Origin of the sequence: Planosporangium flavigriseum (genome assembly GCF_011947225.1) — a bacterium.
Taxonomy (GTDB): Bacteria; Actinomycetota; Actinomycetes; order Mycobacteriales; family Micromonosporaceae; genus Planosporangium; species Planosporangium flavigriseum.
In genome coordinates this window covers 39,708-60,686 of record NZ_JAATVW010000013.1, presented here as the reverse complement: position 1 = coordinate 60,686, position 20,979 = coordinate 39,708, and the positions used below count along the sequence as shown (strand labels likewise).

Sequence of the window (20,979 nt, the reverse complement as noted above, 5' to 3'; positions counted from 1 at the left end):
CGCTGGCTACACCGACACCGATGGCGTTACGGCAGTTCCCAGACTGTGGTGGGTTTGGTGTCGGCGCTTTCGAGCGCCTGTGTCACCGGGATGTCGTACTTGGCGACCGTGGTGAACAGCGCCCGGGGCAGATAGGCCCGGCCGGGGTCGCCGACCAGGACGCGGGCGCCGCCAGCCCGGGCGCGCTGCAGGAAGGGCAGCACCCGCTCGGTCATGGGCCGGCTGTAGAAGACGTCGCCGGCGAGCACGACCTCGGCGCCCGCGGCGTCGCCGTCGAGGATGTCGCCGAGCGTCACCGTCACGTCGACGCCGTTGGCCGCCGTGTTGACCGCGATCGCGGCCGTGGCCAGCGGGTCGATCTCGACTGCGGTCACCCGCGCGGCACCGGCCCTGGCTGCCGCGATCGCCACCAGGCCGGAGCCGGCGGCGAGATCGCACACCACGCGGCCGCGAACCAGTTCGGGGTGGTCGAGCACGTACCGGGCCAGCGCCTGCCCGCCGGCCCACGCGAACGCCCAGAAGGGTGGCGGAAGCTGGTCGCCGCGCTCCTGCTCGGTGCGTTCCCAGAGCTCGATCGGCTCGTCGGCGAGGTGGAGGAGAAGCTCGGGGACCGCTGACGGGGTGTTCAGGCGAGTGTGTGAGCGGATGAAGTCGGAGGTCTTGACATCCGAGGTCACGCCCGGTTCAGCGGGTGGTTGCACGCGAGCACTGTACGCGGCGGTCCGTATGCCGGGCGAGCTGTGCATGGCAACCGATCGGCACCCGTGGGGATACCCGCGCCGCACCGGCCATCCCGTTACCTGAGTCATGGCACGAAGTGGCCCACAGGGGGATGCCATGACAGTAAACGTGGAGGCGGTCCGCGCCGAGGCGCTCTTCGTCTCGTCGCTTCAGTTGTCCGACCGGCCTGCTCCCGATGAGGTCCTGCGAGCAGTCGCCACCACGCTGCGCCGGTTCGGCATGCGCGGCTGCGCGGTCCGCGTCGCCGGTGAGTTCGGCGAGCACCCGGAGACCGCGGTCGGCCGGATGGAGTGGGCGCTCGAGATGATCCGTACCGCGTACCCGACGCCGGCGAAGCCGGCGGCGCTGCGCCCCTCGCAGCCGCAGCCGCTCGCGCTCGCGGGCTGATTCTTCGGGCCTTCCCCCTTTGGCCCCCGCCGCCATCGGTCGGCGCTTCGCTCGCCTCTGGTGGCGCTTCGCTCGCCTCTGGTTGGCGCTTCGGTTGACGCGTTGCGGAATTCCCGCTGTCGGATGTCCACATCCGACGGGACGCCCGCGCGTTAGTGGCGCAGCTCACCGCAGTGGCGCATTGGACGGGACTTTCGAGCTTAACGACCGTTAGTCCAATTCGTCTAGACTCGTCGTTGCTTCTGGAACGTCTTTGTTAAGACCCCGTCAACTCGTGCAAAAACAACGGCGTGCCGTCGCTTTCGCACGAAACACTGCACATGCGAGGTTGGAGAGGTCCCGGCGACCGAGGAGGACGTCGTGCTGATCAAGACGACAAGCTGTGATGCGGGTGTTCGTGTCGACCTGTGGTGCGACTCCTGCGACGTGTTGTTTTCACCGGGGGCCAGCACTCCGCAGATTCTTTCCGCGGTCTGGGCGGCGGCGAAGGCGCGCGGGTGGTCCACGAAAGGGCTAGGCCCGGCGGGTCGGCACTTCTGCCCGTCTTGCGCGGATCCCCGGGGTGACGAGCGGTTGGTGCACGTGGTGCCGAGTACGAGTTGATCGGCATGACGATCGATGTTGATCGGCTGGGCAAATTGTCGGAAGTTGCGCAGTTTTAAAGGTATGCGGTCAGCGGGGCGGGGTATCCGGCCCGTGTGACGCAGCCTGAGCCGCTGCCCGAGTACGAGCAGCGAACCGACGTACACCCGATCGAGGAGCGCCCGGACGTCCTCGAGGCGGTCGAGGATGACACGACGGCACCGGGGTTCCCGGTGCCAGAGGCCGGTCCGGACGACCTGACGCCACGGTTCCGCGAGCCGCTGTAGGTCGGGTCGGGGAGTGAGCGTGGCGGGCCGGGCGCGCTCCCGCCGCGAGGGTGCCTTGCGCCCATAGGCGCCGCACGTCGCGCCGTGCCTCGGCGCTGCTCGCCGCTGGGGTCGATCCGGCGCGAGGTCGCTCTGTTCGGCTCGCCTTCGCGCACGATGATGTCGGCGGTGTCGAGGAAGTTCACGCCGAGGGGTGAGACCGCCGGTCCGTTGGTACCGAGAACGCGGTGCTTCATAGGTGCTTTCCGTCCGCTGTGGGGATTCGCGTCGCACCCACCCTCGCCGTTCGAGCGCGCTCGAAGTCAAGTCACGCAGATGTGATCCAGTGCTGTGATCCGGCCTAAACACGGGGTAACTCGGTCGGAAACGTCATGTGGATGGCGCAGGATGGGCGGCATGCGTCTCGAGCCGTACCGTCACGTCTTCGCCCTTCCCGGAGTGCTGCGCCTGCTGGCGGTCGCGCTGCTGGCTCGGGTGCCGGCGACGGCGGTCGGCATCACGCTCACCCTGCACGTCGTGGGCAATCTGCACCGGGGGTACGGGGCGGCCGGCCTGGTAGGCGCCGTGTCGACGATCGGGATGGCGCTCGGCGGACCGGTGTTGGGAAGGCTCGTCGACCGGCGCGGGCTGCGGCCGATGCTGCTTCTCACGACCGCGGGTTCAGCGGTCTTCTGGGCGGTCGCACCGGTGTTGCCCTATCCGGTGCTGCTGCCCGTGGCGTTCCTCGGCGGGGCGCTTACCCTGCCGGTGTTCTCGGTGATCCGGCAGTCGCTGGCCGCGCTGGTCCCCCAGCAGCACCGCCGCGCCGCGTACTCCATCGACTCGATGTCGGTGGAGCTCTCCTTCATGGCCGGGCCGGCGCTGGCCGTGGTGATTCTGACGAACACCTCCGCGCCCGCCACGATGTGGGGAGTGGGCGTCGCCCTGACGCTCGCCGGGATCGGGCTCTACGCGTTCAACCCACCCGTCCACAGCGCGGAGGAGCATGCGGCTGCCGGGGCCCCGGCCGGGCGCCATCGCGTGCTCACCCCGCGGTTGGTGCTCGTGCTGGTGGCGGTCGCCGGGGCGACTTTCGTGCTCGCCGGCACCGATGTCGGCATCGTCGCCGTGCTGCGCGAGGCCAACCAGCTGAGCTGGAGCGGGGTCGTGTTCATCGCCTGGGGTGCGTACTCGCTGGTGGGTGGCTTCGTCTACGGCGCCCTGCCCCGGCCGTGGTCGCCCCTGGTGCTCATGACGCTGCTCGGGCTCTGCACGATGCCGGTGGGGCTCGCCGGTGAGTGGCACTGGCTGTGCCTGCTGATCGCGCCGGCCGGGTTCCTGTGCGCCCCGGTGATCGCGTCGAGCTCCGACACGATCAGCCGGATGGTGCCGGCCTCGGTGCGGGGAGAGGCCATGGGGTGGCACGGGTCGGCGCTCACCACGGGTACCTCCCTGGGGGCGCCGGCGGTGGGGTTCGTCCTCGACCGGTACGGGGCCAGCTGGGGGTTTGCGCTGGCCGGGATCGTGGGAGTGGTGGTGTCGCTGCTCGCCATCGTCGTGGTTCGACACCGCTCGGGTGGCGCCACGCCGCCCGGCGGACCGGCCGACCCGGCACCGGCCGCGATCGCTGTCGCCGCCCCGGCAGCCGCCCCAGCCGTCGCCCAGTGATCGTGGAGACTCTTCCGCGTCAGGGCACGGAAAAGTCTCCACGATCATGCAGGGGAGCCGGGGTCAGTCGTCGTTGACGATCGTGCCGGTGGGCTACCTGCGGGGCGCGGGTGTACACGTTCGAGCCGTCCACGCCGGTCGACGTGTCCACGTCGGCGGGCAGCACCGCGTTGAGCGACTTCGGGTTCTGCACGTCGGCGTTGTAGGACAGGCCGGGGGAACGGAACTGAACGGTCGGCGAGGAGCCGAGGATCGGGTCGGCCGCGCTCGGAGCCGGCAGGGACAGCCGATCGGTCCGTAGTTGTGGCAACAAAAAAAACAGGTGTGACCGAAGCACACTGCGAGGGCGTGATAGCGCCTAGTTGCAGTCGATCGGTGTGAGTGCACCTGGTTTTGCGCACTTGGACAACCCTTTCCGAAGCAGTCTCATATCGATATTGCACTATCCCTCGGGAGCGGGCATGGTGCACACGGCCCAGTGACGGCAGCGATGCACCGAAGGCTCCGCCAGCTCGCGATTGGACCGTCGCGACGTGGGACTGGGCTTCCCCGGTCTGAGGCGAAGGAAGGGAATCCGCGCGTGGGACGGACAAGCGCACGCAAGTGGGGCCGGCTCGGGGCTGCCGTGGTGCTCGGCGGCCTCCTGTCGTTCACGGCCGCCGGTGTCGCCGCGGCAGCTGACGCACCGGCGCCGGTCACCGGCGTGGCCGGCGATGCAGGCAGCGGCCACAAGGTGTACACGAACGATGATGACTTCGGCGTCGGCCTCAAGACTCTCAAGATCGGCGACCAGACCGTCGCGGCCTACTGCATCGACCTGAAGCACGGTCTCGAGGAGGGCGGCAGCTACCAGGAGACCGCGTGGGAGCCGTCGCGGGTCAACAACCTGGACAACGTGCAGTGGATCCTGACCCACAGCTGGCCCAAGGTCGACGACGTCACGAAGGTGCTGGCCGCCGCGCACGTCACCACCGAGGGGATCGACGCCGAGGAACTGCGGACGCTGGTGTACGTCGGCACCCAGGGCGCGATCTGGCACTTCAGTGACGACATCAACGTCACCACCCCCGCGGCCAAGGCGGGCGACAAGAAATACGGCGTGATCAAGGCCGTGTACGACTACCTCGTCGCGGGCGCCGACAAGGCGAAGAACGTGAAGGAGCCGGGGCCGAACCTGACCATCACCCCGGACAGTGCGACGGGCGAGGTCGGCTCGAAGCTGGGTCCGTACGCGGTCAACTCCTCGAGCGAGGCCAAGTTGACCGCCAGCGGCGGCAAGATCGTCGACGCCAACGGTGCTCCGGTGCCCGCCGTCCCGGCCGGTGGAAAGTTCTGGCTGACCAGCGACGCGGCCGGAAAGGTCACCGTCGACGCGACGGCCGAGGGCAGGGTGCCCACCGGCCGGGTGTTCACCTCCAAGACGGGCCCCGACCAGCACCAGAAGATCATTCTGGCCGGCGAGGCGAAGGCCGAGTCGGTCGCGCACGCCATCGGTACCTTCACGCCGAAGGCCGCGCCGACGCTGCCGGTCACCGGCGCTTCGGCCGTCGGTGCCGCCGTCGGCGGTGTCGTGCTGCTCGGTGGCGGAGGCGTACTCGTGGCGATGCTCCGGCGCCGCCGCGTCACGTTCACGGCCTGACCTGACCGCAGCACGGTAGCGGTGTCCGGATCGGCCGGGCACCGCCACCGTTTCATTGCCGTCCGACTCTGTCGGTTCCCGATGGGATTCTGTCGGCTCCCGATGGTAGGAAGTCCCGTATGAGGCGCATCGGGATCGATGAGCGGCGCGTACGGCTCGGCGTCCGGCACCGGTTGGCCGCCGCGGCGATGGCGTCGACTCCGGCGGAGGCGGCTGACGGGGTGCTCGCGTTGCACGCCACCGACCCGGCGTCGGTGTTCCTTTCCATTCAGGCCCGGACGGTGGGCGTGGACGTCGAGGCGATCGAGCGTGCGCTGTACGACGAACGGACGCTCATCCGGATGCTCGGCATGCGCCGAACGATGTTCGTGGTGCCGGTCGAGTTCGCTCCGGTGATACAGGCCGCCTGCACCGAGGCGATCGCTGTGGTGCAGCGACGGAAGTACACGCAGCTCATCAGCGAAGGCGGCCTCGGCGACGCCGACTGGCTGGCCGAGGTGGAGGATTCGACCGCCAGGGCGCTCGCCGTCCGGGGCGAGGCGACCGGGGCCCAGTTGTCCAGCGCCGAGCCGCGCCTCCGCAGCCAGGTGATGATGGCCGAAGGCAAGTCGTACGGGGGCAGGCAGAGCATCACCACCTGGGTCCTGTTCCTGCTCGCCGCGGATGGTCGGATCGTCCGCGGCCGGCCGAGCGGCTCCTGGACGAGCACCCAGTGGCGATGGTCGCCGGTCGAGAGATGGCTGCCGGGCGGCATGGCCGAGGTGCCGGTCGAGGCGGCCCGGGTGGAGTTGGTCCGCCGGTGGTTACGGGCGCTCGGTCCGGGCACCGTCGCCGATCTGAAATGGTGGACCGGGTGGTCGGCTGGCCACGTCAAGCAGGCGCTGAGCGCGATCGGGCCGGTGGAGGTCGACCTCGACGGTTCCACGGGGCTGGTGCTGGCTGACGACATGGAGCCCGAGGTCGAGCCGGAGCCCTGGGTCGCGCTGCTTCCCGCGCTCGATCCGACGGCGATGGGCTGGTCGGAACGTTCGTGGTACCTCGGCGCGCACGGCCCGGCGCTGTTCGACCGGTCCGGCAACATCGGGCCGACGGTGTGGAGCGACGGCCGGATCGTCGGCGGCTGGGCGCAGCGGGCGGACGGTGAGGTCGTGTACCGGTTGCTCGAAGACGTCGGCAGCGATACCGCCGCGGCGGTGGAGGCGACCGCGGGCCGGCTCACCAAATCGATCGGGGCGATCCGCGTGATCCCGCGTTTCCGTACGCCGCTGGAGCGGGAGCTGGCCGCCTAAGCTGCGGTGAGCGCGCGGTACTCCTCGGAGATCAGGAACGTCGGCACCACCCGGTCGACGCCGCTGGCCAGGGGCAGTTCGAGGGCCTCGGCCGGCGCGAAGAACCGCAGCGCCGCCCCCTCGCCGAGGACCACGTCCTCCTGCCGGGCGAGCGTTGCGCCGCAGTACACATGCCAGTCGATGCGCATCCCAGGGGTGAGGCGGGAAGGGAAGTTCTCGTGCAGGAAGAGCGAGAGATCGCCGCGTGCCCGTAGTCCGGTCTCCTCGCGCAGTTCGCGCTGCGCCGCGACGGCCGGGTCCTCGCCCGGCTCCACGTGCCCGCCGGGCAGGCCCCACCGGTCGGGGTCCATCCGGGCGTCGGGCTCGCGCAACTGCAGCAGGATCGCGCCGTCCTGGTTGACCAGTAGGACGCTGGCCAGGCGCAAGGCGGCAGATGACATGTGATCACTGTAGGGGTGGCCGGGGTGCTGCAGCCGCGATTGGTCCGGTATGCGACGCGCGTCCCCGGTACGCGTACCTTGACGAGTGGTGCCAGAACGGGCTGGACTGATCTTTTTATCGTCCGGAATGGATCTTTCTTGTCGGTGCGCGCGACGGCAGAATGGCGCCGTGGCCTCTTTGATTCGTGCCGCCAAGGCACCTGCGAGCACACCGCCCCCGCTGGTGGGGGAGTGGGCGGCCGTCGACACCAGGCTTGACCGGCTTCAACGCTTTGCGCTGCCCGGTGGGCATGGGCCCGAGGACATCGTTGTCGACCTCGAAGGCCGGCTGATCACCGGAGCCGAGGACGGTCGGATCTGGCGCTGGCCATCCGGCGCGGTGAGCGCCAAGGACGACGCAGATGCGGATGGCGCTGCTCCACCAGAGCTGGTCGCGGACACGGGTGGGCGGCCGTTGGGCATCGAGTTCGACCCGCGCGACGGCAGCCTCGTGGTGTGCGACGCCCACCGGGGGCTGCTGCGGGTCACTGGCGACGGGGCCGTCACGCTGCTGACCGACCACGCGGCCGGCAAACCGATCCGGCTCTGCGACAACGCCGCGGTCGCGCGGGACGGCACGGTGTACTTTTCGGACAGCTCCGACCGCTACGGCATCGAGGACTGGCGCCTCGACATGCTGGAGCACCGCCCCAACGGCCGGCTGCTGCGCTACGACCCGGGCACCGGGCAGACGGACGTGGTCGCCGCCGGGCTGTACTTCCCGAACGGCGTCGCGCTCACCCCCGATGAGTCGGCGCTGCTGTTCGTCGAGACGACCACCCACCGGCTGATGCGGATGTCGCTCGACGGCGGGTCGCCGGTCCAGCTCGCCGACCTTCCCGCGTACCCGGACAACATGGCGCCGGTGGGGGACGGCACGTACTGGATCGCGCTGCCCAGCCCCCGGGTGGCGTCCCTGGAACGGCTGCTGCCGTACCCGCGGATCCGCCAGCTTGTGGCCAGGGTGCCGGAGCGGCTGCAGCCACAGCCCAAGCGGTACGGCCTAGCGGCGCTCGTCGACGGTGACGGGCGGGTGCTGCGCAGCCTCCACGGACCAGCCGGCCGTTACCTGTTCATCACGGGAGTCCGCCAGCACGGGTCGGACCTGTGGCTGGGCAGCCTGATGGAGAGCGCCGTCGCGCGGGTGAGCCTGGCCGAGTCCGCGGGTTAGCCCCCCGGTTGCCGGGGTAGCCGAGCGGCGACCCTACTTGTCGGGAGGCTGCTGTGAGCGCGCCGCAGGACCGCGGCGAGGACCTCGTGGATGTGCTCATTCACGATCACCGCGAGATCGAAGAGCTGTTCGGGGAGTTGCAGACCGGTGACCCGGGCGCGGAGGAGCGCCGCCGGATCGCCGACGAGGTCGTGGCCGAGTTGGTGCGCCACTCGGTCGTGGAGGAGCAGTACCTCTACCCGACGCTGCGCAGGGTGCTCCCCGAGGGGGACCGGATCGCCGACCACGAGATCCAGGATCACTCCGAGGCCGAGGTCGACATGAAGCGGCTGGAGCGCCTGGAGGCGACCGACCCGGACTTCGAGTTCGTGCTGAGCCGGCTGATGGCCGCGATGCGCCAGCACTTCCTCGAGGAGGAGGTCGAGGTCTTCCCGCGGCTGCGGATGGCGACCGACCCGGACGAACTGCGGGAGCTGGCCGACCGGGCGCAGCAGGCCAAGAAGTTCGCGCCGACCCGTCCGCACCCGGCGGTGCCCGCCAACCAGCCGGTGAGCCGGCTGCTCTATCCGGCGCTCGGCCTCGTCGACCGCATCCGCGACGCGCTGCGGCGGGCCTGACACGCGACGCGCGTCAGGCGGCGCGGATGGGCTCAGCCCGTGTACAGCGGCACCGTCCGGCCCTCACCGCGCCAGTAGGTGTCCTGCCGGGCCAGATCCTTGCTCGTGCCGCCCCGGCGCTGCCGGATCAGCACGTCGTAGACGCCGTACCCGGGGCCCATCGTCGCGAACGACAGCGCCATCGACGCGTCGTCGAGGCACTCGAAGGCCACGGCGTTCCCGCTCGGCGCCTCGTACACGGCACCGCCGAGCACCTCGGTACGGGCGCCGCGCTCGGTACGCAGCAGCGGCCCGCTCCGCTCCGTCTCCAGGCCGAGCACCCATACCGTCGCCCCGGCGTTGACCAGTAGCGGCGAGCGATTCTCGGTGGCGGTGTCGCGGTCGACGTGGTTGAACTGGCGCGCCCACACCTGTTGCGGCTGGTCGAACTGCCAACCGGAGGCGGAGACGTTCTCCAGGTACAGGGGCCCCACACCGGGCGCGGCCTGGTAACTCGTCGTAGCGTCCGCGCAGTCGATGTCCTTGAGGATCAGCGGGCGGGTGGTGCGCTGGGCGAATGCGACCAGGCCGGTGACGGGTGGGGAGGACTTCTCGGCGCGGGCGATGCGCAGCCCGGTGATCGTGACGTCCCGGGCGGTGCCGTCGCCGACCTCGATGAGGGCGGCCGGCGCCGCGGCGTTGCCCCACGCCGCCCCGGTCGGGGTCAGCGTCGACGCGAAGCCGACGATCTGCCGCACCGCACCGGTGATGCGCACCGGCTTGGAGATGACGTACCGGCCGGTGGGGAGGTAGACCACGGGCTTGCCGGCGTCCAGGGCCTTCTGGAAGGCGGCGGTGTCGTCTTCGCCGTCGTCGGGTTTCGCCCCGTACGCCGCGACGCTGGCCCAGTCCGCCGCCTGGGTCGGGAAGTAGTCGGGGGTCTCGCGTACCGGGAGGTCGACGGCGGGGCTCTGGGTCTCGGGGAACGGCGTGAACGCGGACTTCGACACGTACTGCGCCAGCTCGGTGCCCGCGATGATCCGCCCGCTCTGGGTGATCGCCGACCGGTATCCGGCGGTGCTGACCCGGCGGGTCATGAGCTCGCCGTTGCTCTGGATCGCGCTGAAGTCGACGGTGCCGCCGGTGAGCTTCGCGTCGACGAGGGAGATGAAGCCACCGCGGTCGCCGTTGCGGATCGCCGGCACGGCGTTGACGCTCGTCAGATCGCGGATGGCGAGGATGTTGCCGGCGTTGTCGAGTCCGGCGATCTTCTGCTCGGACAGGTGCAGGTGCTCCAGCGTCAGCCCGTACTGCCCCTGCGCGATCCTGATGCCGTAGTCGAAGCCCTTTACCGTCACCCGGGAGATCAGCGCCGGGCCGGGCAGGCCCTGGGTGATGGACAGGCCGACCGGTCCCTTGCCGGTGACCGTGAGCCGGCGGATCGATGCGACGGTACTGCCGGTGTAGTCGATGCCGGTGGCGCCGGGGTTGTCGCCGGTGTCGACGGTGAGGTTCTCCAGATGGTTCCCGTACCCGATGGCTTCGCCGGGCCGGCCGATGCCGTCGGTGGTCGAGGCGCCCGCCCGCAGGAACGGTCGCGGGCTCCAGTGGTTACCGAAGCCGGCGGTGTGGTCCTTCAGCTTGATGATCGTGTTGTTGCGTTCCTCGCCGACCAGCCGGAGGCCGGACTGCCAGCGCCCTTGCTGGTCCCGTGCCTCCAGGGCCTTGCTGACCAGGTACGTGCCTGCCGGCAGGTACAGCGTGCGGCCCGGGTTCTCGGTGATCGCCTTCTGCAGGGCGGCGGTGTCGTCGGCGCTGCCGTCGCCCTTGGCCCGGTAGGACGACTTCACGTCCACCACGGCGTCGGTCGGGAACAGCAGCCGAGGGTTGTCCGCCGCGGGGTCGTCGGCCGTCGTCGTTTCGGGAGTAGGTACGGCCGGCGCGGGGGCAGGGGCCGTGCTGACCACGGGCGCCTGAGGATTCGCGGCGGCGACGTCCTTCGCCGGCCGGACGCCAACACCGGCGGTGCAGGCCACCGCCAATCCGCCAACCAGGCTCATCATGGTCAGTGCGGCCGTTGCCACCGTCTCCGACGATGGTCGTTTCTTGGTCATATGCTCCCTCGGACGAACCGGTGGCAGGCGGGCATCACCCTACTCAACCGTCGATGGACTTCACACCCCCATGGTCGTGGTCAGTTCACCACGTCACCTGGTATTTGCCCTAAAACTGGCATATCGCCATCGGCATATGGATCCCGCCGAGACCGGGCGTGCTCGGCGGGAGCGGTGCCCGGAGGAGTCGGGCGGGTACGCTCGCATGCGTGGCCCGGTTTCTGACGCCCTGGTGGTTGGTGCGTCACCTGCTGATGGTGGTGCTGGTCACCACGTTTCTTCTGCTTGGCTGGTGGCAGGTCGGCAGGGCCCGCGGCGGCAACATGCTCAGCTTCGGGTACGCGCTTGAATGGCCGCTCTTCGCGGCCTTCGTCGTGTTCGTGTGGATCAAAGAGATCCGCGCTGAGCTGCGCAAAGGGCAGCCGGTTCCGGAGAGCGTGCCCAGCGTGGCGGTCCCGGCGGAACTGGCCCGGCAGCCCGGGTACGTGCCGTTCCAGGCCGCGCCGGTGCGGCGGGAGCGGGTGTCCGACGATGGCGACCCGGACCTGGTGGCGTACAACCGGTACCTTGAGTGGCTGACCGCCAACCCCGGTCGCCGGCCCAGTGAATACCGGCCCAGTGAATACCGGCCTGGTGAATACCGGCCCAGTGAATACCCGAGATCGGAAGGATGACCGGAGTGGAGTCCGCACTCAAGCGTTTCCGCGTGGCTGCTTACGTCGTCGGGGTCTTCCTGTTGCTTCTCACGCTGGTGGCGATGCCGCTGAAGTACCTGGCCCACGACGAGACGGTGATCGCCATTGTCGGGCCGATGCACGGCTTCCTCTACATGGTCTACCTGGTGATCACTTTCCAGCTGGCGGTGCGCGCCCGCTGGCGGTTTCTCTACACGCTGGGCATCCTGCTCGCGGGTACGATCCCGTTCCTGTCGTTCGTCGCTGAGCGCAAGGTGACCCACCGCGTGCGGGCGGCTCAGGCCGCCGCCGAAGCGGAGCCGATCACTTCAGCTGTGTGAGGAGGGACTGCGGCTCCCACTCGAGCTTCTTCTCGAAGTGCATGATCGTTCCGCGCTTCGGGTGGTGGGCCAGCATGACGTTCTCCGTCAGCATGCGGATCAGGTGTAGCCCGCGGCCCTCTTCGGCGTTGGGGTGCGGCATCGATGCCTGGAGCGCCTCCTCGTCGTAGCCGTGGCCGCTGTCGATCACGTCAATGCTGCAGGTGGCGCCCTGGATCGCGATGGTCACCTCGTACTCGTCGGAGTAGGCCGCGTGCTGCACGACGTTCGCGCAGGCCTCGGTCAGGGCCAGCTCGACGTCGTAGCGGATGTCCTCGACGACGCCCAGGGCATTGAGCGCCGACCGCACCACCCGGCGGCTGATCGAGACGCTGGACGTGTCTCTGGGTAAACAAAGTTTGACGGTCACCTGTACCATGTGGCCCCTCGCGATCGGCCGCTACCGGCCAGACATCGACCGATGGTGCGACAGAAGAGGTTAGTCGCTTCACGTTACACGGCTCTATCTAGTAGTGCCCCCGCGCGGTCCACAACAAACCGCGCGTGGGTGGCGGAAGGGGTGGATTCCCCTGACTCGGGTGGCGTCGCGCAAGGCCGTCGCCGTTTGGAACTTCTCAACTCCGGTCGGCGGCCGCCGATGCTTGTCTTGCCGGACCCCACCGTCTGCCGGACCGCTCGCCGTAAGGACTGGGGTCCGGCTTCCATATCTCCGTCGCTTCGTCCGACGCCGCTCCGCGTGATGCTCACAACAGGGAGCCGGACGTCTCGAACTGTTCCATCTCGCGGCCACTCGTGAACGTCTCCTCGCCGACTGTGCCACCCTCGTCGGAGTCGTAGTCCAGGGCAATCCGCCAGACGCCATTGCGTTTGCGGCAGATCGTGTGGAACATCCCGTACCACACGTTTTCGTCGGTATCGGGATAGGTCAGAGTGAGCCGGTAGACGCCGCGTTCGGACGAGGCGTCATCGCCGGTGTGCCGCTCCAGGAAGCGGAATTGGATCTCGAGCTGGCCCTCCTGCACCGCGACCCATTGGAACCACTCACGGAGGCGCCCCGAGTACTCTTCGAAGCCGCCGATCCAGCCGCCGTTGCCCTCCACCCGGATCACCTCGGGGGAGTGCAGTGCGATGAAGGCTTCCGGGTCGCCGGCCGCGTACGCGGTGGAGAACGGGATCCATATGTCCCGATTGATCTGAGTGAGCACATCCGCATTGGCCAACCGGATCGCTCCTTCTTTGGCGCGCCCCACCGACACTCGCGGCCGTACGTTAACACCGTCTACCGAGGACTGTTAAGGGGTTGTGCACCCGCACGAAACCCGCCCCTGTTCGTGCGGAGGGCGCCCGGCTCACGGGACAGACCGTAGGCGGGGCGCCCTCCTCGGAAACAGGGGCGGATCACCGACGCGGCAGCGGGTGGAGAGTCACGTCCGTCAGCGCGCCGTCGTGGATCTCCGCGGTCAGGTACGTCGCGACCGGCTGGCGCCGTCGGTCGGTCGGCGACCCGGGGTTGAGCAGCCGGAGGCCGCCGGGCGCGACGGTGTCCCACGGGATGTGGCTGTGGCCGAAGACGAGCACGTCGACGTCTCCGAAGCGCTCGGCGCAGCGGCGTTCGCGGCCGGTGGCCGGGCCGGTCTCGTGGATCACGGCGAGCCGGAGCCCGCCCAACTCCGCCCGGGCCACCTCGGGCAGCCGGGCGCGCAAGGCCGGGCCGTCGTTGTTTCCGTACACCCCGACGAGCCGGGCGGCCCGGGACTCCATCCGGTCGAGCAGCGCGACGTCGACCCAGTCGCCGGCGTGCACCACGACATCGGCCGCGTCGATGGCGCGCCAGAGCGGCTCGGGAAGGTCGCGGGCCCGCTTCGGTACGTGCGTGTCGGCGGTCAGGACGAGCTTCATGGCCTCAGTACTGTTCACGGATGGCCCGCCAACGCGGTCCCATCCGGGCGCCGAGGTCGGCCAGGAACGCCTGCGACAGCGGTGGCCAGTTGTTGAACCGTACGGCGAGCTCGCCGACCACGTAACCGTCCGGCCATTCGCCGAGCAGTCGGGCGGTGCCGCAGCCGGCGCAGTCCACCCTCGGCTCGGGGCCGTCCAGCCACGGCCGGATCATCGCCTCAAGGGTCGCCTCGGCCAGTTCGTACCCGCACTCGGGGCAGCTCGGGGCCTTGTGCGGAGAGGTGTCGCGGTACAGCTCGCGCTCGACGAGGATCTCCACGCCGTTGTTGGCGAGGGTGTAGTCGGTGTCCCCGAATCCGGGCGCCGCGGCCGGCGCCTGCGGGCCCGGCAGGTACCCGCTGGGCTGCCAGGTGTTGCCGCGCTGGGGGTTGGGCACGATCACTCCGGTGTCGAGGAGCCACTGGATGACGGCGTCGGCCCGATCGGCGGCCTCCAGCGCTCCGGTCGACATCTCCACGACTGTGACGCATTCGTCACCCACGGTTCACCAGCCTAGGTGACCTACCGGTATCGAGCGACCCCTCACTCAAGTGACGTCAGGGGCCGGCGACCACGAGGGCGTCCGCGTCGGCGCGCCTGGCGGCCTCGACGCTTTGGTAGGTCGGGAACGTGTCGAGCAGGCCGACGACGGCGAGGACCCGGGCGACGTGGCGGCTGGGTGCGGCCAGCCGCAGGTAGCCGCCCTGCAGGAGGCAGTCGTTGTTGGCGCGTACCAGCGTGCCGATGCCCGTCGAATCGCAGAAGGCCAGGCCGGCGAGGTCGACGACGAGACGGGTACGCCCGGCGTCGATCAGGCTGCGGATGCGCTCCGCCAGCGGAGGGGCGGAGGCTATGTCCAACTCACCGGTCAGCGAGACGACCACCGGATCCGTGTCGGCCACGGTTGTGATGCCCAGGTCCATTGCTCGCCCTCCCGACGCGTTCGCGTGAGCATACGTGCCCGCGATGCGGGCACGTTCAAGCACCGCGCTGGTAGAGGCGCAGTTGCGGGCGGCTCAAGCGGATCGACTGCCGATCGCGTTGACCAGCCGGTCGGCCACGTCGTGCAGCGGTACGTGCAGGTTCATCGACGCCTGTCGCAGCACCTGGAGGGCCTCTTCGGCGCGGCAACCCCGCTGCGCCATCACGATGCCGATCGCCCGGTTGACGGTATCCCCGCTCGCGAGCGCCTCGGAGAGGTCGGCCGCGAGCCCGGCCAGTCGACCGCGGTCGAGCACGGCCGCGAGCAGCAATCCGGCGTGCTCGGCCACCAGCATCGCAGCCAGTTGGACGTCTGGGGAGAACGCGTTCGACTCGCTCGTGTACAGGTTCAGTGCCCCGATCACATGGTCGTCGATGTCGAGCGGCATCGACAGTACGCCCGAGATCCCGTCGTCGGCCGCGGCCTCACGCCACTGCGGCCACCGGGCCTCGCCTGCAAGGTCGCCGACGACGACCATCTCCCGGGTGCGGATGGCGGTGAGCGCCGGGCCATCGCCGATCTTGTACTGGATGTCGTCGACCCTGGCCGTCAACGGGCTCGATGCGGCCTGCGTGGTGGGTGCGCCGGCCCTGATCAGGGTGATTCCGCACCACGATTCGCCCGGCACTGCCTGCGCGGTCGTCGCAACCAGCACCTCCATTGCCTCGTCGAGGTCATCGCTCGCGATGAGGCCGGCGGTCAGTTCCCGCAGCAACGAGGCGATCTCGACCACGTGAAGCTGACCCGTTCGCTCACCCATACCTGTTTTCTCCCCTCAGGGCGCGCCAGCACGCCGGCACCTGCCTACCCCACGGGGCTGTCGGAAACACCTACGTGACAGCCGGATCGGTTCGAGCGGGTCCTCACGTGAATCCCGCCGAGACCCTAGCCCACACCACTTTTCCGTTTCCTACACATGTCATTCCCCAGTCCTTACACAGGGCGTCCACCATGAACAGCCCCCGCCCGTGCTCGTCTGCGGGGGAGGCCGTCCGCTGGCGTGGCAGCGCAGGGCTGTCGTCGCCAACCGAGATCTGGAGGTCGCCCTGGCGCAGCGAAACGGTGAGTACCACCCGGCTGCCGGCGTGCCGGACCGCGTTGGCTACCAGTTCGGTGGCGACCAGTTCCGCGGGTTCGAGGAGTTCCTGCACCGACCAGGACCGGCACGCCCGGCCGAGCAGCCGTCGGGCCGCCGGCGCGGCGACCGGCGAGGCGGGCAGCGCCTCGCGCAGCCGGTACCGGGACCCGCCGCTGGCGACCCTGTCCCGCGCGGCGTCCACGGAGGGGTACGACGCGATTTCCTTGCCCCTGCGGCGGACCGCGGCGACGAGGGCCGGTGGCGCGCAGGCGAAGACGACGGGGCTGCCGGGCCAGGTCATCGCCTCGCAGGAGAGGGACACGAAGGCAGTTGCGCACTCGTCGGCGGTGACGGTCAGGTCGGCCACCTCCAGGACGACGGCCTCCGGCTCCGCCGCCAGGCAGCAGTGGAGGCAGGTCTGCAGTTCGGGTAATCCGGTCGGGTCCAGCCGCCCGACGATGTGGATCACCGCCACCGGGTACTCCGACTCGACGGTGCAGCTCAGGGCCGCGTCGCCGGGCGCGCTTCCCACGTCGGTCCGTCGATCCATGCCCCAGTGCTACCCGGTGCCACGAGATCCAATCGTCGCGTCTGAATCGCCACACCGTAGTGGCACGGCCGTTTCGGTCACAGGCCGGCTGGGTAGGCAACTACGGACCGTAATGGAAGGTGATCTCCGATGAGCGCACCCGCACCCGGACCCCAGGACAAGAATGCGAGCGCAGCGCAGGGCGACGCACCGCGCGACGACACTCACAAAGACAAGATCAGCGCGCCGCGCGAGGGGCACGTGAGCGCACCTCGCGGTGAGGGTGTCTGGCGGGACCCGAACGAACTGCCGATCGGTGAGCTCACCAAGGCGATGGCGCAGTACTCCTACGACGGTCAGATCGACGACCCGACCGGCGGAGACGCCGGGTCGGAGCAGGCGTTCGGCGACGAACTGCGGTTCGCGAAGTGGTACACCGGGCCGGACCCGGACGCCGACACCGAGGAGGGGCGCAAGCTGCGCCCGAGGCCCGAGGGCCAGTCCGGCCCGGGCTGAGCCGCACCGAGTCGCGAGCTCCTGGAGCTTCGGCAGCAGCCACGGCGCGAGGCCGCCGCGGACGAAAGTACCGCTGAGCGGCTCACCGCGCACGCGATGAGCGGGATGGTTCGCCGGCGCGGGACGGGGTATCCCCGGCGGGACATGCGCCGACGACAGGAGGGCGTCGATGACGCTGACCGACCTACCCGCACGGTGGCGAGGCGCCACCGTGCTCGTCGTGGGGGACGCCATGCTCGACGGTTGGCTCGCGGGTTCGCCTCGACGCCTCTGCCGGGAGGCGCCCGCGCCGGTACTCGAGGTGGAGCGCATCACGTACGCGGGCGGCGGGGCCGCCAACACCGCGGCCAACATCGCGGCACTGGGTGGGCGGGCCATGCTGGTGTCCCCGATCGGGGAGGACCCGGACGGCGGCCGGCTGCGCCGCCGGCTGGACGCCGCCGGAGTCGACCACCGGCTCGTACCGGTACGGGGTAGGCGCACGCTCGCGAAGCGACGGCTGGTGGCCGACGAGCAGATCGTGCTGCGCTTCGACGAGGGCGACACCGGGGCGCTCCCGGCCAAGTCCGAGGCGGCCCTGGTCGACGTGGCCGCCACCGCGCTGGACTCCGGCGTCGATGCGGTGGTCGTCGGCGACTACGGAGGGGGCGGGGCCGCCGAATCCGTACGGGCGTTACTGGCCCAGCGGCGGGACGACATCCCGCTGCTGGTTGTCGACGCGCACGATCCGCGACCGTGGGCCGGCGTCCGCCCGGATCTCGTCACGCCGAGCTTCGCCGAAGCATGCCGGCTGCTGGAGTGCGATCCAGTCGCGGTCGGCACGCGCCGCGCCGAGTGGGTGATCGAGGCGACCGACCGCCTGCTGGCGCTCGCCGGGGCGCCCACGGTGGCGGTGACGCTCGACATCGACGGATCCGTCGTGCTGACCGCGGAGGTCGAACCGGTGCGCACGCATGCGCTGCCGGCGCCCACCAGCCTTACCGTCGGCGCCGGTGACGCGTACGTCGCGGCGTTCACGCTGGCGCTCGCCGCGAAGGTGCCGCTCGCCGACGCGGCGCACGTGGCGCAGCTGGCCGCGACGGCGGCCACCCGGGGCCACGTGCCGGGTACCGCGGTCTGCGACACGCACGGGCTGCTGGAGATCGGCGGAGAGGGCGACCAGGTGGAGATCGGCGCCGCCGACCTCGTCGCCGCGGTCGCGGCGTACCGCAAGCGGGGAAAGCGGATCGTGTTCACCAACGGCTGCTTCGACGTGCTGCACCGGGGCCACGTCGGGTACCTCAACCAGGCCCGGCGCCTCGGTGACGTCCTCATCGTCGCGGTCAACTCCGACGACTCGGTACGCCGCCTGAAGGGCCCCGAACGCCCGGTCAACTCTGTCGAGGACCGCGTTGCCGTGCTCGCGGCGTTATCCAGCGTCGACCACGTCGTGGTCTTCGAGGAGGACACCCCGGCCAACCTCATCGCGCTGGTCCGGCCGGACCTGTACGTCAAGGGCGGCGACTACCGCCCGGAGATGATCCCGGAGGCGTCGCTCGTACGCGAACTCGGCGGTGAGGTGCTGACGCTGGACTACCTGCCGGACCGCTCCACGACGAAGTTGATCGGCCGTATCCGCGCCGGCACCGCCCGGTCCGCCGCTCACTCCGCGAAGCAGGCACACCCACAGCAGGGACACCCACAGCAGGGGCATCCGCTCGACCCGGCTCGGGGTCGGCGTACCCGGTCCTGAATGTTGGTTTTCCGCGCCGGTGCGGGGTAGCACCGTTCACGGATGACCGATTAGGGGAGCGTCATGACCAACATCCAGCAGCCGGAGATGCGCCGCAGCGAGCATGACCCGCTGGTGACCGACCATGCGGAGGAGACCGCGCAGAACGCCCTGCCGCCGGGCAAGGACGACCGGGCGCTGCACAAGGTGCCGGAGGACCAGCGGACGCCGTACGAACCGCCGCCGAAGGAGTGAGCCGGCCGCTCGAGACGGGTGACCCGTACGCGTTCGCGCACGAGCGCGACCTGGACGTGCTGGTACCCACGCGCAACCGGCCGGTCGAACTGGCCGTCGCCCTCGCCGGGTTGGCCGCCCAGGACGTCGGGTTCGGCGTCGTGGTCAGTGATCAGTCCGACGCCGAACCGGCCTGGTGCCATCCCGCCGTCGCCGGCGTGGTGCGCGCGTTACGCCACTTCGGCCATCCTGTTCTGCTCGGCCAGCACCTGCCGCGGCGCGGGCTCGCCGAGCACCGCGGCTACCTGCTGTCGTGCTCCCGCGCCCGGTACGTCCTCTTCCTCGACGACGACATCTGGCTCGAACCCGGCAGCGTCGCTCGGATGCTCACCGCCATCAGGCAACTGGGCTGTGGCTTCGTCGGCAACGCGCCGCACGGTGTCTCATACGTCGATGACCACCGGCCGGCCGAGGAGTCGTCCTTCGAGGAGTGGGACGGCCCGGTGCGACCGGAGCGCCTGGACGTGCGGGGTTCGCAGTGGAGCCGGCATACCGTCCACAGCGCCGCGAACCTGCTGCACATCACCGACCGGCTGGGGTTGGCACCGGGGGAGTGGCGGGCGTACAAGGTCGCCTGGATCGGCGCGTGCGTCCTGTACGACCGGGCGAAACTGGTGGCCGTCGGCGGGTACGGCTTCTGGACCGAGGTGCCTGCGGTGCACGCCGGCGAGGACGTGGTGGTCCAACTTCGGGTGCAGGCGGCGTACGGGGGAGCTGGCGTCGTGCCCAGTGGCGCCTACCACCTGGAGTCGCCGACCACGGTCCCGGACCGCGAAGTCCAGTGCTTCGATGTGGTCGGGGTGGCGGGCGATCCGGTCGGTTGACCGGCTCAGAGGTGACGAGTCGATACGTCGGCGTAGCGCAGCAGCGCGCCCACTCCGCCGCCCTGGTCGAACTCGTCGGGTGTGACGAGGACCAGGTCCGCGTCGGTCGCGGCGAGCGCGCGCAGCAGGGCCGCGTCCGCGCGTACGCGCTGGGGATTTTCGGCGCCGAGAGCGAGGGCCCCGTCCTTGGTGAGCGCGACCTCGTTCGGCCGATCGCCGACCCACAGCTGAAGTGGGGAGGACAGGTCGTTGACCAGCAGGGCGGTCTTGACCTGGCAGCGCTGCAGCGCCGTCACCAGCGCCGGCAGCCCGACCTCGGCGGCCGCGTTGTGAGCCTGCTGGATCTTGAATCGCTCCAGGACGTCGGCGATGTGCTCGTCCGCCAGGCGGGCGATGGACCGGAGCGTGAAGTCGTCCAGCGGCTCGGGGTCGGCGCCGGGAGCGCGCGAGCCGACGTCGCTTTCGACGTACCGCTTCTGCCACCACTCCGGCAGGTGGTCGATGAGCAGGCGGCGGGTCTGCGGGTCGCCCGCGACGATGAGGATCTCGGCGCCCATCTCGGTGGCCATTCGGCCGACGGCGTCGGCGATCTCCTGCGCGTTGCGCTGCCAGGTCATCTGCGCTGCGCGCCAGTAATGGGAGTAGGACCAGCCGCCCGCCTTGACGCGGTGGATGGGGAAGTCGTTGTGCCCGTTTATCTGACCGCGGCGGGGGCTGCCACCCAGGGTGGCGCCTTCGAAGTCGGCACCGATGCGGTTGACGACGATCCGCAGCCAGGCGACCTGCTCGCCGTAGCCGGCGATCATCGGCATGGCGTGCGGCAGCGGTCCCCAGGCCGCGACGTGGTCCCGGGGAGTGGCGACGATCGGCATGGCCAGCACCACCTCGCCCTGCGTGGCGAAGGCGGCCAACCAGTAACGCCCGGGTACGGGCTGATGATTCAGAACGGTATTTTCGAGGGCTGCCAGCGTGGGCTCGTCAGCCCCCTGCGCCGCCAGCTCCTCGCGGGCGGCCCGCCAGCGTAGTTCGATGGCCTTGGTGGCGTCCTCGGTCTCGTGCGAGGCGTCGAGCACGATCGAAGCCCACGGGCCGGGGTGCTCGGACAGCGGACGAAGCACGGAAAGATGCATCACGTACCCCCCGGATCGGGTCCTTCGCTC

The 20,979-nt window shown here is 70.1% G+C and carries 24 protein-coding genes and 1 pseudogene; 13 read left to right on the top strand and 12 right to left on the bottom strand.

Annotation, left to right across the window (positions count from 1 at the left end; translation table 11 throughout):
• Positions 1–26 precede the first annotated feature (26 nt).
• Entirely contained in the window at positions 27–701 is a 675-nt protein-coding gene (locus tag HC028_RS18180; protein ID WP_373313930.1) for a class I SAM-dependent methyltransferase, read from the bottom strand.
• 136 nt (positions 702–837) lie between these two features.
• On the opposite strand from HC028_RS18180, the gene HC028_RS18175 reads away from it, so the two are divergent.
• From HC028_RS18175 to HC028_RS18165, 3 genes are all read left to right on the top strand, one after another.
• Positions 838–1,128: a hypothetical protein gene (locus HC028_RS18175; protein ID WP_203981341.1), complete on the top strand. Its 291-nt coding sequence runs from the start codon at positions 838–840 to the stop codon at positions 1,126–1,128.
• A gap of 698 nt (positions 1,129–1,826) precedes the next feature.
• Complete coding sequence (locus tag HC028_RS18170; protein WP_168078555.1) at positions 1,827–1,997, top strand: hypothetical protein; 171 nt, start codon at positions 1,827–1,829, stop codon at positions 1,995–1,997.
• A 396-nt stretch (positions 1,998–2,393) separates the two neighbouring features.
• Positions 2,394–3,644: an MFS transporter gene (locus HC028_RS18165; RefSeq protein WP_168078554.1), complete on the top strand. Its 1,251-nt coding sequence runs from the start codon at positions 2,394–2,396 to the stop codon at positions 3,642–3,644.
• 94 nt (positions 3,645–3,738) lie between these two features.
• On the opposite strand, the pseudogene HC028_RS18160 reads toward HC028_RS18165, so the two are convergent.
• Positions 3,739–3,942, bottom strand: a pseudogene (locus HC028_RS18160) (hypothetical protein); the annotation flags it as partial.
• A gap of 282 nt (positions 3,943–4,224) precedes the next feature.
• On the opposite strand from HC028_RS18160, the gene HC028_RS18155 reads away from it, so the two are divergent.
• Together HC028_RS18155 and HC028_RS18150 are read left to right on the top strand one after the other, a co-directional pair.
• Positions 4,225–5,283: a thioester domain-containing protein gene (locus HC028_RS18155; protein WP_168078553.1), complete on the top strand. Its 1,059-nt coding sequence runs from the start codon at positions 4,225–4,227 to the stop codon at positions 5,281–5,283.
• 119 nt (positions 5,284–5,402) lie between these two features.
• Positions 5,403–6,572: a winged helix DNA-binding domain-containing protein gene (locus HC028_RS18150; protein ID WP_168078552.1), complete on the top strand. Its 1,170-nt coding sequence runs from the start codon at positions 5,403–5,405 to the stop codon at positions 6,570–6,572.
• Here the strand turns inward: HC028_RS18150 and HC028_RS18145 are convergent.
• Positions 6,569–7,012 (bottom strand): NUDIX domain-containing protein, encoded by a 444-nt coding sequence (locus HC028_RS18145; protein WP_168078551.1) that lies wholly within the window; start codon positions 7,010–7,012, stop codon positions 6,569–6,571. The genes HC028_RS18150 and HC028_RS18145 overlap by 4 nt on opposite strands.
• Before the next feature lie 169 nt (positions 7,013–7,181).
• Here HC028_RS18145 and HC028_RS18140 point away from each other — a divergent pair, with 169 nt between their 5' ends.
• Positions 7,182–8,222, top strand: coding sequence for an SMP-30/gluconolactonase/LRE family protein (locus HC028_RS18140; protein WP_239075488.1), 1,041 nt, complete (start codon positions 7,182–7,184; stop codon positions 8,220–8,222).
• A 53-nt stretch (positions 8,223–8,275) separates the two neighbouring features.
• The gene (locus HC028_RS18135; RefSeq protein ID WP_168078549.1) at positions 8,276–8,839 is read left to right on the top strand and encodes a hemerythrin domain-containing protein; all 564 of its coding nucleotides are present in this window, start codon (positions 8,276–8,278) and stop codon (positions 8,837–8,839) included.
• Between the two features lie 32 nt (positions 8,840–8,871).
• Here the strand turns inward: HC028_RS18135 and HC028_RS18130 are convergent, their stop codons facing one another.
• The gene (locus HC028_RS18130) at positions 8,872–10,902 is read right to left on the bottom strand and encodes a glycoside hydrolase family 55 protein (protein ID WP_203981342.1); all 2,031 of its coding nucleotides are present in this window, start codon (positions 10,900–10,902) and stop codon (positions 8,872–8,874) included.
• 284 nt (positions 10,903–11,186) lie between these two features.
• On the opposite strand from HC028_RS18130, the gene HC028_RS18125 reads away from it, so the two are divergent.
• Positions 11,187–11,606, top strand: coding sequence for a hypothetical protein (locus tag HC028_RS18125; RefSeq protein WP_240940238.1), 420 nt, complete (start codon positions 11,187–11,189; stop codon positions 11,604–11,606).
• Positions 11,603–11,947 (top strand): DUF3817 domain-containing protein, encoded by a 345-nt coding sequence (locus HC028_RS18120; RefSeq protein WP_168078547.1) that lies wholly within the window; start codon positions 11,603–11,605, stop codon positions 11,945–11,947. Before HC028_RS18125 ends, HC028_RS18120 begins: the two co-directional genes overlap by 4 nt.
• Here the strand turns inward: HC028_RS18120 and HC028_RS18115 are convergent.
• The 7 genes from HC028_RS18115 to HC028_RS18085 all read right to left on the bottom strand — a co-directional run bounded on the left by HC028_RS18115 (position 11,931) and on the right by HC028_RS18085 (position 16,495).
• Complete coding sequence (locus HC028_RS18115) at positions 11,931–12,356, bottom strand: ATP-binding protein (RefSeq protein WP_168078546.1); 426 nt, start codon at positions 12,354–12,356, stop codon at positions 11,931–11,933. The two genes, HC028_RS18120 and HC028_RS18115, sit on opposite strands and share 17 nt — an antisense overlap.
• A gap of 334 nt (positions 12,357–12,690) precedes the next feature.
• Positions 12,691–13,167, bottom strand: a complete 477-nt coding sequence (locus HC028_RS18110; protein ID WP_168078545.1) for a YybH family protein — start codon at positions 13,165–13,167, stop codon at positions 12,691–12,693.
• Between the two features lie 178 nt (positions 13,168–13,345).
• Positions 13,346–13,846, bottom strand: coding sequence for a metallophosphoesterase family protein (locus HC028_RS18105; RefSeq protein WP_168078638.1), 501 nt, complete (start codon positions 13,844–13,846; stop codon positions 13,346–13,348).
• A gap of 4 nt (positions 13,847–13,850) precedes the next feature.
• Positions 13,851–14,357 carry a hypothetical protein gene (locus tag HC028_RS18100; protein ID WP_168078544.1) on the bottom strand — a complete coding sequence of 169 codons (507 nt, stop codon included), beginning with the start codon at positions 14,355–14,357 and terminating at the stop codon, positions 13,851–13,853.
• An 85-nt stretch (positions 14,358–14,442) separates the two neighbouring features.
• Positions 14,443–14,808, bottom strand: a complete 366-nt coding sequence (locus tag HC028_RS18095) for an STAS domain-containing protein (RefSeq protein WP_168078543.1) — start codon at positions 14,806–14,808, stop codon at positions 14,443–14,445.
• A gap of 93 nt (positions 14,809–14,901) precedes the next feature.
• On the bottom strand, positions 14,902–15,627 hold the full coding sequence (locus tag HC028_RS18090; protein ID WP_168078542.1) for a GAF and ANTAR domain-containing protein: 726 nt from the start codon (positions 15,625–15,627) through the stop codon (positions 14,902–14,904).
• Between the two features lie 103 nt (positions 15,628–15,730).
• Positions 15,731–16,495 (bottom strand): ATP-binding protein, encoded by a 765-nt coding sequence (locus HC028_RS18085; protein WP_168078541.1) that lies wholly within the window; start codon positions 16,493–16,495, stop codon positions 15,731–15,733.
• A gap of 129 nt (positions 16,496–16,624) precedes the next feature.
• On the opposite strand from HC028_RS18085, the gene HC028_RS18080 reads away from it, so the two are divergent.
• The 4 genes from HC028_RS18080 to HC028_RS18065 all read left to right on the top strand — a co-directional run bounded on the left by HC028_RS18080 (position 16,625) and on the right by HC028_RS18065 (position 19,819).
• Positions 16,625–16,990, top strand: a complete 366-nt coding sequence (locus tag HC028_RS18080) for a hypothetical protein (protein ID WP_168078540.1) — start codon at positions 16,625–16,627, stop codon at positions 16,988–16,990.
• A gap of 169 nt (positions 16,991–17,159) precedes the next feature.
• The gene (gene rfaE2, locus HC028_RS18075; protein ID WP_168078539.1) at positions 17,160–18,722 is read left to right on the top strand and encodes a D-glycero-beta-D-manno-heptose 1-phosphate adenylyltransferase; all 1,563 of its coding nucleotides are present in this window, start codon (positions 17,160–17,162) and stop codon (positions 18,720–18,722) included.
• Between the two features lie 63 nt (positions 18,723–18,785).
• Positions 18,786–18,956, top strand: coding sequence for a hypothetical protein (locus HC028_RS18070; protein ID WP_168078538.1), 171 nt, complete (start codon positions 18,786–18,788; stop codon positions 18,954–18,956).
• Entirely contained in the window at positions 18,953–19,819 is an 867-nt protein-coding gene (locus HC028_RS18065; RefSeq protein ID WP_168078537.1) for a glycosyltransferase, read from the top strand. The genes HC028_RS18070 and HC028_RS18065 overlap by 4 nt, the downstream gene beginning before the upstream one ends.
• A gap of 5 nt (positions 19,820–19,824) precedes the next feature.
• On the opposite strand, the gene HC028_RS18060 is transcribed toward HC028_RS18065, so the two are convergent.
• Positions 19,825–20,949 (bottom strand): baeRF2 domain-containing protein, encoded by a 1,125-nt coding sequence (locus tag HC028_RS18060; RefSeq protein ID WP_168078536.1) that lies wholly within the window; start codon positions 20,947–20,949, stop codon positions 19,825–19,827.
• Positions 20,950–20,979: the final 30 nt, after the last annotated feature.

Bases quoted from the DNA above. Each gene is read 5' to 3' on its own strand.
- HC028_RS18080 (WP_168078540.1), top strand. From the start codon at position 16,625: ATGAGCGCACCCGCACCCGGACCCCAGGACAAGAATGCGAGCGCAGCG.
- HC028_RS18120 (WP_168078547.1), top strand. From the start codon at position 11,603: ATGACCGGAGTGGAGTCCGCACTCAAGCGTTTCCGCGTGGCTGCTTAC.
- HC028_RS18165 (WP_168078554.1), top strand. From the start codon at position 2,394: ATGCGTCTCGAGCCGTACCGTCACGTCTTCGCCCTTCCCGGAGTGCTG.
- HC028_RS18085 (WP_168078541.1), bottom strand. From the start codon at position 16,495: ATGGATCGACGGACCGACGTGGGAAGCGCGCCCGGCGACGCGGCCCTG.
- HC028_RS18125 (WP_240940238.1), top strand. From the start codon at position 11,187: ATGGTGGTGCTGGTCACCACGTTTCTTCTGCTTGGCTGGTGGCAGGTC.
- HC028_RS18070 (WP_168078538.1), top strand. From the start codon at position 18,786: ATGACCAACATCCAGCAGCCGGAGATGCGCCGCAGCGAGCATGACCCG.
- HC028_RS18100 (WP_168078544.1), bottom strand. From the start codon at position 14,357: ATGTCGACCGGAGCGCTGGAGGCCGCCGATCGGGCCGACGCCGTCATC.
- HC028_RS18150 (WP_168078552.1), top strand. From the start codon at position 5,403: ATGAGGCGCATCGGGATCGATGAGCGGCGCGTACGGCTCGGCGTCCGG.
- HC028_RS18145 (WP_168078551.1), bottom strand. From the start codon at position 7,012: ATGTCATCTGCCGCCTTGCGCCTGGCCAGCGTCCTACTGGTCAACCAG.
- HC028_RS18095 (WP_168078543.1), bottom strand. From the start codon at position 14,808: ATGGACCTGGGCATCACAACCGTGGCCGACACGGATCCGGTGGTCGTC.
- rfaE2 (WP_168078539.1), top strand. From the start codon at position 17,160: ATGACGCTGACCGACCTACCCGCACGGTGGCGAGGCGCCACCGTGCTC.
- HC028_RS18175 (WP_203981341.1), top strand. From the start codon at position 838: ATGACAGTAAACGTGGAGGCGGTCCGCGCCGAGGCGCTCTTCGTCTCG.
- HC028_RS18105 (WP_168078638.1), bottom strand. From the start codon at position 13,846: ATGAAGCTCGTCCTGACCGCCGACACGCACGTACCGAAGCGGGCCCGC.
- HC028_RS18090 (WP_168078542.1), bottom strand. From the start codon at position 15,627: ATGGGTGAGCGAACGGGTCAGCTTCACGTGGTCGAGATCGCCTCGTTG.
- HC028_RS18060 (WP_168078536.1), bottom strand. From the start codon at position 20,949: ATGCATCTTTCCGTGCTTCGTCCGCTGTCCGAGCACCCCGGCCCGTGG.